Source organism: Candidatus Methylomirabilota bacterium, from assembly GCA_036005065.1.
Taxonomy (GTDB): Bacteria; Methylomirabilota; Methylomirabilia; order Rokubacteriales; family DASRDR01; genus DASYQW01.
The window spans coordinates 1-12,743 of the sequence record DASYQW010000180.1 but is presented as its reverse complement, the minus strand read 5'-3'; the positions used below and the strand labels follow the sequence as shown (position 1 = coordinate 12,743).

Below are 12,743 nucleotides of genomic sequence, written 5' to 3'. Positions count from 1 at the left end.
ACCGAGCTCGCGCTCCGGATGGGCTTCCGGGGCATCGACACCGCCAACCAGCGGCGGCACTACTTCGAGGCCGGAGTCGGTCAGGGGCTCGCCGCCGCCTACGCCGCGGGCGTGGTCACGCGCGCGGACCTCTTCCTCCAGACGAAGTTCACCTACCAGGGCGGCCAGGACCACCGGCTGCCCTACGACCCCGCGGCCGACCTTTCCACGCAGGTCGCCCAGTCGATGCAGAGCTCCCTCGAGCACCTGGGGGCCGACCACGTCGACAGCTACGTGCTGCACGGGCCCGCCTCCGGCTACGGCTGGACCGACGACGACGCCAGGGTGTGGGCCGCGATGGTGAAGGAGCGCGACGCCGGCCGCACCCGGCTCCTCGGCGTGAGCAACGTCTCCCTCCGACACCTCGAGCAGATGGCGGCCACCGGCGCCGAGGCGCCGGCTTTCGTCCAGAACCGCTGCTTCGCCCGCCTCGGCTGGGACCGTGATGTTCGATCGTTCTGCACGGATCGAAAGATCGTCTACCAGGGCTTCTCGCTCCTCACCGCCAACCCGGAAGTGCTGCGCCACCGGCTGGTCGCCGGCATCGCCGCGCGCGGCCGGGCCACGCCGGCCCAGGTCGTGTTCCGCTTCGCGCACGCCGTCGGGATGCTGCCCCTGACCGGCACGTCCAGCGCCGAGCACATGAAGCAGGACCTGGCCAGCCGGGACCTGGCGCTCTCCGCCGACGAGGTGCGGGCGATCGAGTCGCTGGCCGGCTGACCGAGGCTGGGTTCGGCGTCGTGGTCCCTCACTTCCACACGAGGCGCGCGACGCGGAGGAAGTTCTCCCCCCAGGATTCCCCGGACGTGGGCCTCGTCGTACCCGCGATCGAGCAGCGCCTGCGTCAGGTGCGGGAGGACCTCGGGCTCGATGTAGCCCGACCCGCTGTCCGAACCCGGGCGAGCTTGAAATCGGCCATGGCAAAGCCGCCGCGAAGCCGCGATCATCCCCGAGACTTCATCGGCGCTTCAAGGAAGGTTTCGAGCATCGGGATCAGCCAATCCTTGCGGGTGTTTGCCGGCTACCACGCCGGCGGGCGGGCGTCCCACTTCCGCGGTAGCGCGATCTTGTACCTCATTGCTCACCTCCAACCTCAGCGCACGCCGCCGCTGTTCGAATAACGTGAATTAGCCGGGTTTCTGAGAATGCGCGACGTGCACGTCTCGTCCAGAGCCTGACACCGGCGCGCCGGCACCGAAGGTGAAGGGCACATAACGCCACTCCGGCTCGTCCGACCAGAGGAGTTGGTTATTCTCGGTACGAATGTGCCCAGTAAGAACCGGAGAATGCGCGTTCGCGCGTGACAGCTCAGCCGCCATCTGCTGAGCGGCAACGGCAAGCTCGGAGCGAAGCCCGGACTGAGCTGAAAGGCAGTCATCATGGTGCAGCACCGAGCAGAACACGATGGGGTCGCCGGCGCGGGCGAGGAGCTGGACGGTGTTGCGGAAGTTCGCCCCTGGGTTGCCCCCGACCTCGTTCAGGACGTAGATCCGCTCAGCTCGGATTCCCGACCGCTCCAGCCGTTGGCGCACCTGAATCCGTATCAACTCGTGATTGATTCGAGGATCCACGCATACCGCGACCAGCGCTGACGCCATCCCTCGCCCCCTAGGAGCCGGTCGAGCCCGCCCGTGGCTCCATAGCCGCCGACGACAGGTCTATCAAGGGCCGCAGCATGGTGGTGAACTCCATCGGCACGACAAACTTGGTCGCCGGGCTCTGGCCCAGCGCCCGAAGCGCATCCAGGTACTGGAGGCTCATCGTCTTGCTATCCACCGTCTGAGCAACGGCGAAGACTTTGTCGAGCGCCAGGGCGAAGCCTTCCGCGCGCAAGATGGCGGACTGACGCTCACCCTCGGCCCGGAGGATCGCCGCGGCCTTGTCGCCCTCCGCCACGTTGATCGTGGACTGCCGCTGGCCCTCGGATTCGGTGATGACGGCCCGCCGGTTGCGCTCCGCGCTCAGCATCCGGTTCATGGCATCCTGGACGTCGCGCGGCGGAATGATCTCCCGGATTTCGACCGTCGTGACCTTGCCGCCCCAGCGCTCGGTCTGCTCGTCTAGCTTTACTCGCAGCACATCGTTGATCTGATCGCGCTTGGACAGAACGTCATCCAGCAGGATGTCGCCGATGACCGCGCGGAGCGTCGTCATGGCGATGCCCTGGAGCGCCCCGGGGAAGTTGTTCACCCTGATCACGCTGTCGAGCGGATTGGCGATGCGCCAGTAGATCAGGAAGTCGATATTGATGGGCGCGTTGTCCTTGGTGATGGTCGTCTGGCTCGGTACCTCGATGAACTGCTCGCGCAGGTCGACCCGCACGGGCCGGTCGACGATCGGGATCAGCAGGATCAGCCCCGGCCCTCTGAGCAGCTCCGGGCCGGTACGGCCAAAGCGGAACACCACCAGTCGGTCGTATTCGGCCACGATTCGAATCGAAGCGTGGGCCAGGACCAAAACCAAGATGCCCACCACAGCGAGCGCCACTAGGTTCGCCGTCATGATGTCCGTACCTCCATCTTCTCGCCACGCTTCGAGGGCACCACTCCCTGATGTTTAACCTAAGCTGGGATTGGCAATATGGACCCATCTTCTTCGTCGATTCACGCTGGCGAGTGGCGACGTGACACCTTAACCGCCATGCTGCTCATTGCAATAGGTGACACGGCTTGGTCTCGCGGCGCCAGCGCCGCTGGTCTCGCATCTTCCGAGAGCTTGCCGTCCGTGCCCACCCTCCGCGGAGACACTCGCGCCCGTCAGGAGTCATCCTGTCGTCTGTCCGGCTAACGACGAAGCTCAGCGGCGGGCACGGTTTGTGTGCCCGTCCGCTGCAGCGCGTTAGGCGCTAACCTTTGGATAAACCTTTGGAAGAAACTGATCCCGCTCAACGCTAATCTGGAATCTCGGCCTCGACAAGTTTCGCCAGAAGAGTGAGCGATTCCTGCCAGCCGAGATAACAAGCCTCGGGAGGAATGACATCGGGCACCCCTTCTTGCACGATGTTCAGCTCGGTCCCGACGGACACCTTCTTCAGGGTCACCGTCACCTGAAGTTCCCCTGGCAGGTTCGGGTCATCGAATTTATCCGTGTAACGAATGCGTTCGTGCGGCGCCAGTTCGAGATATTTTCCGCCGAAGGAGTGGCTATGTCCCGTGGTGAAATTCGTAAACGACATCTTGTGGGTGCCGCCGACCTTGGCATCCAAGTGGTGAACCTTGCCGGTGAATCCGTTTGGCGGAAGCCATTTGGCCATTGCGTCGGCGTCCAGGAACGCCCGATAGATTCTCTCAGGCGTCGCGCGGAGCACTCGGTGAAGCCGGATGGTGTTTGTTGACATGATTTCGTCTCCTTTCGATGGGAAAGATGTAGCCGCGGATCCACGCCACATACGCCTTCTCGGTGCGGCGGCTGTAGTGGCGGTGCGGATCGCTTCGCGGACGCGGTCGAGGAGCCGTGGCTTTGGCGGACCGGTCTGGTTGGTCTCGCGGACGGCGAACGCCGGAACATCCGCGACGTCCATGACTGCCGCATGCCACACTGGGCTGTGCAACTGAAGGGTGACCATGCCCGCGTTCCCCCACCGATCGGTTACGACGATAATCCATCCGTCCAAACTCGGCAATACGGTCTCTCGCGCCACCGAGGTGCACGGGGCGCGCCCGCAGGGACGCCGCCCGCTCGCGCCCTCACGACGAGGGTTCGCTGTCGAGCGTGGCCGTGAGGCACCCGCCGGGGTGTCGCCGGAAGGATACGCTGGCGTCAAGGGCGGATGACCGGCCACGGGCGGGGCGGCGCGAGGGCTCCTGCACGTCCAGCGCCGAGCACATGAAGCAGGACCTGGCCAGCCGGGACTTGGCGCTCTCCGCCGACGAGGTGCGGGCGATCGAGTCGCTGGCCGGCTGACAGGGGCGCGACCCGCGGCTCGGACGGGGGGCGCTGCAGCTCGAGGTGCGGAGCGCGTCGGCCGGAATCGCGTGGACGAGCGCTACAGCTTGAGGTGCGGGTCCAGCCAGTCGCGGAGGGCGTTCCCCATCAGGTTGATGGTGAGCGTGGTGACGAAGATGGCGAGTCCGGGGAAGGCCGCGATCCACCACGAGTTCAGCATGTAGAGCCGCCCCTCTCCCAGCATGTTTCCCCAGGCCGGCGTGGGCGGCTGGACGCCGAGGCCGAGGAAGGAGAGGAAGGCCTCGGCGATGATCACCTGGGCGACCTGGAGCGTCGCGATCACCACGATGGCCGAGACCAGATTGGGGAGGATCTGGCGGAAGACGATCCGGGCGTGGCCCATACCCAGGGCCCGGCCGGCCAGGATGAACTCCCGCTCCCGGATGGCCAGGGTTTCGGCGCGGACGACGCGGGTGTAGATCGGCCAGCCGGCGGCCCCCAGGACGGCGATCATGTTGGGGAGGCTGGGACCCAGCACGGCGATCACCGCCAGCGCGAGCAGGACGAACGGAAACGTGAGCATCACGTTCACCAGCGTCATGACCGCCCAGTCCGTCCGCCCCCCGAAGTAGCCGGCGCCGAGCCCGGCCAGCACCCCGATCGTGGCCGAGATGAGGACGGCCACCACCCCGACCACCAGCGACACGCGCCCGCCGTAGATCACCCGGGAGAGAAGGTCGCGGCCCACCTGGTCGGTGCCCAGGAGGTGCCGGGTCGCGCCGCCCTCCATCCAGACCGGCGGCGCCAACCGGTGGCGAATGTTGACGGCCAGCGGGTCATGGGGCACGATCCAGGACGCGAAGAGGGCGCTGGCGACGATGGCCACCAGCACCGCCGTCGCCACCAGCCCCCACTTGAGCCGCCACAAGCGCCGGAGCGAGACCTGGGCCGGGCGCGGCTCGGCCAGGCCCGCAAGCCGCTGCGCCTCGAGGACCTCGCCCTCGGCCCGGGCCGCCGTCACGCTCCCACCCGGATCCGCGGATCGATGAGCCCCACGACGACGTCGACCACCAGGTTCACCGCCACGATGATCACGGCCAGCAACACCACCGCGCACTGGACTACCGGGAAGTCCTGGTTCCGGATCGATTCCACGGCCAGCGTCGCCACCCCCGGCCAGGCGAACACCGTCTCAGTGATGATGGCGCCGCCCAGGAGCTGGCCGAACTGGAGGCCCAGGACCGTGATGACCGGGATGCAGGCGTTGCGGAAGGCGTGCTTGACGACGACCATCCCTTCCCGGAGGCCTTTGGCCCGGGCGGTCTTGATGTACTCCATGTTGAGGACCTCGATGACCCCCGACCGCACGAGCCGCATGGTGATCGGGGCGAGGAACGCCCCCAGGCAGAAGGCCGGCATGACGAAATGCTGCCAGGTGCCGTAACCGGAGGCGGGCAGCGTCTTGAGCCGCACCGCGAAGACGATGATCAGCATGATCCCGAGCCAGAAGAGCGGCATCGCCTGGCCAGCGACGGCGATCACCGTGCAGACGGTGTCCAGGAACGAGTGCCGGCGCAGCGCGGCCACGATCCCGAGCGGGAGCGCGATGAGGAGCCCGGTCCCCAGGCCGGCCAGGGTCAGGTAGATCGTCGGCGGCATCCGCTCGAGCACGAGGCGGAAGGCGGGCGTGTCGGCGTACCACGACTTGCCGAAGTCGCCCTGGGCGGCGCGGCTCACGAACTTCCAGTACTGGACCCAGAGCGGCTGGTCCAGCCCCAGCAGATGCCGGTACCGCTCGAACTCCTCCTTGCCGGCGTTCTGGGGCAGGAGGAGCAGCACCGGGTCGCCGATCACGTGGAGGATGGCGAAGGACAGGATGGAGATCCCGATGACCACGACCACCAGCTGCACGAGCTGGCGGGCCAGATAGCGCTTCACGGCGGGCGGGGCCCGGGCGCCGGAGCGGACCCCGGCGCCCGTCGGGCCTACTTCTTGCGCGGGGTGACGATGAACATGCGGTCGATCTCGTCGCGGGGCGCCTCGTACTCCACCCGGTTGCCGACGCCCCAGACGCCCCGGAGCGACCACTTGAAGAGGGCGGCCGCGTCGTCGAAGACGAGGCGCTGGGCCTTCTGATAGACCTCGGTCCGCCTCTTCGGGTCGAGCGTCGAGCGGCCGGCGATGATCAGGTCGTCCAGCTCCTTGTTGCAGTAGTAGCTGAACGGCTCGCCGCACTTGAAGATGTCGTAGAGAATCGCGTCGGCGTCGAAGACCGAGTAGTAGCCCCAGTTCAGGTTCAACATGGGCCCGGCCTTGCCCTCGCGGACCCGGGTGGAGTAGACGACCGTGTCGCCGATGTACTGCTGCTGGGCCCGGATGCCGACCTTGGCCAGGTCGGCCACGATCGCCTCGTTGGTCTGCAGCGCCCCCGGCTCGGTCCCCTCCAGGCCGGTCTGGAAGCGGACGTCGAAGCCGTTCGGGTGTCCCGCCTCGGCCAGGAGCTTCTTGGCCCGCTCGTGGTCCGGCCGGTAGGGCTTGAGGCCGGAATCGAAGCCGAAGGCCATCGGGTTCACGACGGTGGCCACCCGGTCGCCGAGGCCGTTGAGGACGTGCTTGATGATGGCGTCCATGTCCGCGGCCAGGTTGGCGGCCTGCCGGACCCGCCGGTCGGTGAAAGGGTTGGGCCCCCCGCGGGCGGCCTGGTCGAACTGGAGGAACGCCGTGCGCAGGATCGGCGAGGTCGAGACGCGGGCCGAGCCCGATTTGTTGATCGTGTCCATCTGGTCGGGCGGCACCGACTTGATGATGTCGACCCCCCCCGAGATCAGCTCCGCGATCTGGGTCGCCTGCTCCGGGATGATGCGCACGCGGACGTACTTGAAATAGGGCTTCGGCCCCCAGTAGTCGTCGTTCCGGACGAGGAGATGCTCCCGCTTCCTGTCCCACCGGACGAGCTTGTAGGGCCCGGTCCCGACCGGGTTCTCCTGCATCCAGTCGTGGCCCTTTTCCCGGATCACCTTCTCGGACTGCATGGTCAAGGAGGTGAGGCGCTCGACGAAGAGCGGATACGGGCCGTCGGTGTGGAACTTCACGGTGTGATCGTCGACGACCTCCACGCGCTTGATCTTCAGGTGGTTGCCCCGGAGCGGCATCTTCCGCTCCGGGTCCTGGACCCGCTCGAAGGTGGCCTTGACGTCGCGGGCCGTGAAGGGGTTCCCGTCGTGGAAGCGCACCCCCGGGCGGAGCTTGACCTCCCAGGTCGCGTCGTCGAGGGCCTTCCAGGAGACGGCCAGGCTCGGCCCGACCTTCCCGGTCTTGAGGTCCCGGGCGGCCAGGTGGTCGAAGACGTGGTAGCCGAGGATGATCGACTCCCGGAGGACCGAGTTGGGCGGATCCCAGTTGCCGACGTCCGAGACGAGCGCGTACACCAGGGTGTCGTCCTTGGTCTGAGCCGGCAGGTCGCCGGGAGCCGCGTATCCGAGCAGCAGCGTGATGACGGCGGCAAGGGGGGCGAGACGACCCATGATCTCCTCCTTCGGCTTCGAGGACATGGGAACCCGGTCGGGCGAGTGGCCTCATCCTAGCCAGCCGGCCGATCCGTGTCAAACGGGTCTGCCCGGAAGGGGGCGGCCGCCGCCCGTCCTTGCCTTCCCCTGATGGCTTCGCCTATCATGCCGGCAAACCCTCGGAGGGAGCCGACGTCGATGGCGGAAACGGTGAGCTGGCCGACCGGAGCCCGGTGTGCCGTCATGATGACGTTCGATCTGGACGGCGAGAGCCCCTGGATCCACCGCGACCCCGCGCTGGCCGAGCGGCCGCTCCACATGTCGATGGGTGCCTATGGTCCCAAGACCGGGGCTCCCCGCATCCTGGACCTCCTGGACCGTTATGGCCTCACCACCTGCTTCTTCATCCCGGGCTGGATCGTCGAGCGCTACCCGGCGCTGTGTGAGGAGATCGTCCGCCGGGGCCACGAGGTCGGCCACCACGGCTACCTCCACGAGAAGCCGTTCTTCCTCGAGGGGCCCGAGGAGGAGGAACAGCTCCTCCTGAAGAGCCTCGACGTCTTCCGGAAGGTCCTCGGCGTCAGGCCGCTCGGCGCCCGGGCGCCGTCGGCCGACCCGAGCCCGCACACCATGAACCTCCTGAAGCAGCACGGCTTCGTCTACCACTCGAACGCGCTCGACGCCGACCTTCCGTACTGCCACTCGACGCCCCACGGCCCGCTGGTCGAGTTCCCGACCGCCTGGTGCAACAACGACGCGCCCTTCTTCATGTTCAGCTCGGTGCCCCCGGTGGGCCACGGGATCTGGAGCCAGCGGGACGTCTGGGAGATCTGGTCCGAGGAATTCGAGGGGATGTACGGCGAAGGCGGCTTCTACAACTGGCTCGGTCACCCGCAGATCATCGGCCGCCCCTCCCGGCTGCGGATCGTGGAGCGGCTGATCCAGCTCATGCTCGGGAAGCGGAACGTGTGGTGGCCGAAGCCCATCGACCTGGCGCGCTTCTGGCTCACCCGGAGCGCGAGCGACTGACCAGTCTCGCCCGGCGGGTTACTTGGGAACGTCGTCCCGAGTGATCTCGCCGACCTCCTTGAAGCGACCGCCTTCGACGACGTTCACGAAGATCACCGCGGCGGTGTTGTCGCCCTTGGCGTCCCACCCGACCGGCCGCGCATACGCGATTCCCTGGTAGCGCAGGTCGCGCAGGGCCGCCCGGACCCCCCCGAAAAGACCTAGGGCCGCGGCTCGGCGTCCGCCCTGAAGGCGGCGATCTGATCCGGAAGGCCGAAGAAGACCCGAACCCGGTCGCCGGCGTGCAGAATGGTGTCGGGCGGCGGGTTCAGGATGACTCCGTCCGGCCGGTGGATCGCCACCACGGTGACCCCGAAGCGCTCCCGCACCTGCGCCTCGCGCAGCGTCAGATCGGTCAGGCCGCCGGCGCGCAGCGTGACCTCCCGTACGCCGGGCAGGCCGCCGGCGCCATCGAACTCGAGGCGGGCGATCCCCATCGCGTCGCGGAAGCGCGCGAGGTACTCGGCGACCCGCTCGTTCGGGACCGCCAGCGTCCGGAGCGTGTGCCCGATGAGCGTGACCGACGCCTCGAGCTCGGGCTGGATCACCTCGGTCGCGCCGTCCTTCCGGAGGCCCTCGGCCTCGGCGCGCCCGTGGGCTCGAGCCAGGATCGGCAGCTGCGGGTTGAGCACCCGGAGGGCGCGGACCGCCAGCCGGGCCCGCTCGATCTCGGGCAGCGCGACGACCACCAGCGCGGCCCGATCGGCGCCGGCCAGCCGCAACAGCTCCCCGTGGGCCGCGTCTCCGAACAGGCAGGGCACGCCCCGCGTCCGGAGATCGCCGGCGATGTCGGGATCACGCTCGATCACTTCGTACCGGATGTCGAAGGTCTCCAGGGCCTCGCCCACCGCGCTGCCCACCCGTCCGAATCCACAGCTCACGACGTGGCCCGGCCGGGCCTCGTCGGGCGGTCCCGCGGCCGGCTCGGCCCGCCGCGCGGCCGATAGCCGGGCCGCGCCGATCCAGTCCGGCGCGTAGCGGACCAGGACGGCGTTGAGGCCAGCTCGCTGAAGAACGTCGAATCGGCGGTCACTCAGGTCACCACAGCACGGCGCTTTCAGCCGGCTGATCCAGGGAAGGCGCGGCCGGCTTGACACGCCTCCGCCGGCTCTTCATGATAGCCGCGCCCGACCGGCTTCCCCACGTCAAGCGCGCGATAAAGGAGGGCCATCATGGCTCGGCAAGGCTGGGGCGCGAACAGACGGGTCTGCGCGGCACTGGTGGCCATCGTGACCGGCACGCTGGTGGGCTGGCTCGGCGCGGGGTTCTCCGCCTGGGCGGCCGAGCCGACGCTCCGCTACATCAGCCACCGCTTCCCGGCCATGGAGTTCTGGGCGAAGAAGATGGGCGACTATCCCGGGATCAAGCTCGAGGCGGAGCTGATCCCCTTCGACCAGGCCCTCGAGAAGATGCAGATCCACCTGTCGCAAAAGGCTCCGACCTACGACATCATGGCGCCCGACGCTTTCCTGCCCACCTTCGCCGAGCGCGGCTGGCTCCTCCCCCTGGACCCGTTGATCGCCAAGTACCGGCAGGCCATCGAGTGGGACGACGTCAACCAGACGCTGGTCCGGGAGGCGTGCTCGTACAAGGGAAAGGTCTACGGGATCCCCAACCTCTCCATCGTCATGTTCTTCTTCTACCGCAGGGATCTCTTCGAGGCGGCGGGCTTGAAGCCGCCCGAGACCATGGACGAGTGGATCGCCGCCGCCAAGACCCTGACCCGGCCGGACAAGAAGCAGTACGGGACCCTGCTGACGCTCAAGGCCGGGGACGGTCTCCAGAACGACTTCACCTATTTTCTCCGGACGTTCGGCGGGGACTGGTACGACAAGGATTGGAAGGTCACCATCGACAGCGAAGCCGGCTTCAAGGCGCTCTCCACCATGAAGGAGCTCATGAAATACGCGCCCCCGAACGTGCTGGCCTTCCACAACGACGAGGCCACGGTGGCCATGCAACAGGGGCTGACGGCCATGGGCTTGCAATGGCAGTCGCGGGCCCTCTCCATGGATCGGGCCCAGGTCTCCCAGGTGGTGGACAAGGTCGCCTTCGCGGTGCCGCCGGCCGCCACCAAGGGCGGCCGGTCCCATCCACGCCTGGCGGTCAGCTGTTACGCGATCAGCGCCTACACCAAGAACGACCCGGACCTCGTGTTCCAGACGATCGCCAAGACGCTGAACAAGCCGAACATGAAGGAGGGCGCCGGCCTGTTCACCCCCACCCGGGTCTCGGTGACCAGCGATCCGGAGGTCACCCAGAAGTTCCGCTTCATCAGGCCGGCCGCCGATACCATCCAGGCCGGCGCCCGATTGATCCCGGCCAACCCCGAGTTCTCCGAGGCGATGCTCCCGGTCACCCAGAACCTCCAGAAGGGATTGTCCGGCGAGCTGTCCGTCCAGGAGGCGCTCAAGCGGGCCCAGAAGGTGATGCACGACCTCATGGCCGAGAAGGGGTACTACAAGAAGTAGCCCATCACCCGCGGGTCAGGGCCGCGTCCCCACTCCCCTGACCCGCGGGTCCCGTCCCCCGAGGACAGCCCCGTGAGCCGGCAGCAGCGGCGGGACATGCTCGTCTTCCTCATGCCGAGCATGGCCGTCCTGACGGTGATCCTCTTCTACCCGCTCCTCTACAGCGTCGGACTCAGCTTCTACAATTACTACCTGCCCGTCCCTCGCCAGACGTTCGTGGGGCTGGACAACTTCGCCCGGATCCTCGAGGACAGCGCCTTCTGGGACGCGCTGTGGGTCACGGTGAGGTTCACCGGCGCCGCGGTGTTCATCGAGTTCGTCCTGGGCGTCGCGGTCGCCCTCCTGCTGGACTCCCGCATCCCGTGCCGGAAGCTCGTGAACCTCGTCGTGCTGCTGCCCATGACCATCACCCCCGCGGTCGGGGGACTCCTGATGCGCTGGATGTTCGAGAGCAACTGGGGGCTGGTGAACTACTTCCTGTCGCTGGCCGGGATCCCGGGCCCCGGATGGACGGGCGACCCCCGGTGGGCGCTGTGGTCGATCATCCTCGCCGACGTCTGGCAGAACACCCCCTTCGTCACCTTGGTGATCTACGCCGGGCTGCAGAGCATTCCGCTCGAGCCGGTGGAGGCCGCCATGGTCGACGGAGCCTCCCGCGGCCAGGCGCTACGCCACGTGATCCTGCCGATCCTCCGTCCGCTGATTCTCTTCGTGCTCATCATCCGCTCGATGGACGCCTTCCGCATCTTCGACCAGGTCTTCGTGATGACGGGCGGGGGTCCGGGGACGACGACCCAGACCATCACGTTCTACAACTACGTCCTGGCCTTCCGGATGCTCCGGATGGGCCTCGCCTCCGCCCTCGGGGTCATCACCCTGCTGATTCTCTCGCTGATCATCGGCGTCTGGATCTACCTCCTCTACCACAAGGAGCGGGGGGAATGGTGAGCCGGCGTCAGGCCCTGGCGCCGCGCGCGCTCCTCGCCCGGGCCCTCCTCTACCTCGCCCTGCTGGGGGTGGTCGCCTTCTCGCTCTTCCCCATCTACTTCGCCCTGACCACCTCCCTGAAGCAGACCCGCGACGCGTTCACCATGCCCCCCAAGTGGCTCTTCACCCCGACCCTCGAGCACCACTACTACATCTGGGCGGAGACCCTGTTCCCCCGCTATCTCCTCAACACCCTGATCATCACGACCGGCGCGGTGCTGCTGTCGATCCCGCTCGGGTGCATGGCCGCCTACTACCTGGCCCGCTATCGCAGCCGTTCCATCCAGATCCTGCTGTTCACCCTGCTGGCCGTCCGCATGTTCCCCCGCATCCTGCTCCTCGTCCCGTTCTTCCTGCTCGCCCGGGCCACCGAGCTCTACGACACCCACCTCCTGATCGTCCTGATCATCGTCGCCTTCAACCAGCCGTTCGCCATCTGGCTGATGCGCGGCTTCTTCCTCGACGTCCCCCGGGAGCTCAGCGAGGCCGCCATGCTCGACGGCTGCAGCTCCTTCGGGGCCTTCGTGCGTGTCGTCCTGCCCGTGGTGCGCCCCGGCCTCGTCACGGCCGCCCTCTTCACCTTCCTGTTCGCCTACAACGAGTTCCTTTACTGCCTGATCCTCACCGGGAGCAACGCCAAGCCGCTGTCGGTGGCCATCGCCCAGTACGGGGCCGAGAAGATCGAGTACTGGTCCTGGTCGGCGGCGGGCGCGGTGGGGATCCTGGCGCCCATCGTCATCTTCATCAGCCTGATGCAGCGCCATCTGATCAAGGGCCTCACCTTCGG

General features: G+C 67.5%; 13 protein-coding genes. 6 read left to right on the top strand and 7 right to left on the bottom strand.

All coding sequences use genetic code 11. The features are described 5' to 3' along the window. On the top strand, nt 1-759 hold a 759-nt coding region (locus VGW35_13330; GenBank protein HEV8308638.1), incomplete at its 5' end, for an aldo/keto reductase. 407 nt (nt 760-1,166) lie between these two features. On the opposite strand, the gene VGW35_13325 is transcribed toward VGW35_13330, so the two are convergent. From VGW35_13325 to VGW35_13315, 3 genes are all read right to left on the bottom strand, one after another. After that, nucleotides 1,167-1,637 carry a hypothetical protein gene (locus tag VGW35_13325; protein HEV8308637.1) on the bottom strand — a complete coding sequence of 157 codons (471 nt, stop codon included), beginning with the start codon at nt 1,635-1,637 and terminating at the stop codon, nt 1,167-1,169. Nucleotides 1,638-1,647: 10 nt separating this feature from the next. Continuing rightward, nucleotides 1,648-2,541 carry an SPFH domain-containing protein gene (locus tag VGW35_13320; GenBank protein ID HEV8308636.1) on the bottom strand — a complete coding sequence of 298 codons (894 nt, stop codon included), beginning with the start codon at nt 2,539-2,541 and terminating at the stop codon, nt 1,648-1,650. Nucleotides 2,542-2,929: 388 nt separating this feature from the next. Continuing rightward, nucleotides 2,930-3,376 (bottom strand): SRPBCC family protein, encoded by a 447-nt coding sequence (locus tag VGW35_13315; protein ID HEV8308635.1) that lies wholly within the window; start codon nt 3,374-3,376, stop codon nt 2,930-2,932. A gap of 374 nt (nt 3,377-3,750) precedes the next feature. On the opposite strand from VGW35_13315, the gene VGW35_13310 reads away from it, so the two are divergent. Further along, nucleotides 3,751-3,942 carry a hypothetical protein gene (locus VGW35_13310; GenBank protein HEV8308634.1) on the top strand — a complete coding sequence of 64 codons (192 nt, stop codon included), beginning with the start codon at nt 3,751-3,753 and terminating at the stop codon, nt 3,940-3,942. Between the two features lie 82 nt (nt 3,943-4,024). On the opposite strand, the gene VGW35_13305 is transcribed toward VGW35_13310, so the two are convergent. From VGW35_13305 to VGW35_13295, 3 genes are read right to left on the bottom strand one after another with little or no spacing between them, the layout of a single operon-like run. Then, nucleotides 4,025-4,945 carry an ABC transporter permease gene (locus VGW35_13305; protein ID HEV8308633.1) on the bottom strand — a complete coding sequence of 307 codons (921 nt, stop codon included), beginning with the start codon at nt 4,943-4,945 and terminating at the stop codon, nt 4,025-4,027. After that, nucleotides 4,942-5,862, bottom strand: a complete 921-nt coding sequence (locus VGW35_13300; protein HEV8308632.1) for an ABC transporter permease — start codon at nt 5,860-5,862, stop codon at nt 4,942-4,944. Before VGW35_13300 ends, VGW35_13305 begins: the two co-directional genes overlap by 4 nt. A 47-nt stretch (nt 5,863-5,909) precedes the next feature. Further along, a complete protein-coding gene (locus VGW35_13295; protein HEV8308631.1) occupies nt 5,910-7,448 on the bottom strand; it encodes an ABC transporter substrate-binding protein in 1,539 nt (512 codons plus the stop codon). Nucleotides 7,449-7,628: 180 nt separating this feature from the next. Here VGW35_13295 and VGW35_13290 point away from each other — a divergent pair, with 180 nt between their 5' ends. Continuing rightward, complete coding sequence (locus VGW35_13290) at nt 7,629-8,459, top strand: polysaccharide deacetylase (protein HEV8308630.1); 831 nt, start codon at nt 7,629-7,631, stop codon at nt 8,457-8,459. A gap of 200 nt (nt 8,460-8,659) precedes the next feature. Here VGW35_13290 and VGW35_13285 read toward each other — a convergent pair whose 3' ends face one another. Next, the gene (locus tag VGW35_13285) at nt 8,660-9,595 is read right to left on the bottom strand and encodes an NAD-binding protein (protein ID HEV8308629.1); all 936 of its coding nucleotides are present in this window, start codon (nt 9,593-9,595) and stop codon (nt 8,660-8,662) included. Between the two features lie 75 nt (nt 9,596-9,670). Between VGW35_13285 and VGW35_13280 the strand changes: the two genes are divergently transcribed. The 3 genes from VGW35_13280 to VGW35_13270 all read left to right on the top strand — a co-directional run. Beyond that, the gene (locus VGW35_13280; protein ID HEV8308628.1) at nt 9,671-10,969 is read left to right on the top strand and encodes an extracellular solute-binding protein; all 1,299 of its coding nucleotides are present in this window, start codon (nt 9,671-9,673) and stop codon (nt 10,967-10,969) included. A 72-nt stretch (nt 10,970-11,041) separates the two neighbouring features. After that, the gene (locus VGW35_13275; protein HEV8308627.1) at nt 11,042-11,917 is read left to right on the top strand and encodes a sugar ABC transporter permease; all 876 of its coding nucleotides are present in this window, start codon (nt 11,042-11,044) and stop codon (nt 11,915-11,917) included. Further along, nucleotides 11,911-12,743, top strand: an 833-nt coding sequence (locus VGW35_13270) for a carbohydrate ABC transporter permease (protein HEV8308626.1), incomplete at its 3' end; no start/stop codon positions are given. The genes VGW35_13275 and VGW35_13270, both read left to right, overlap by 7 nt.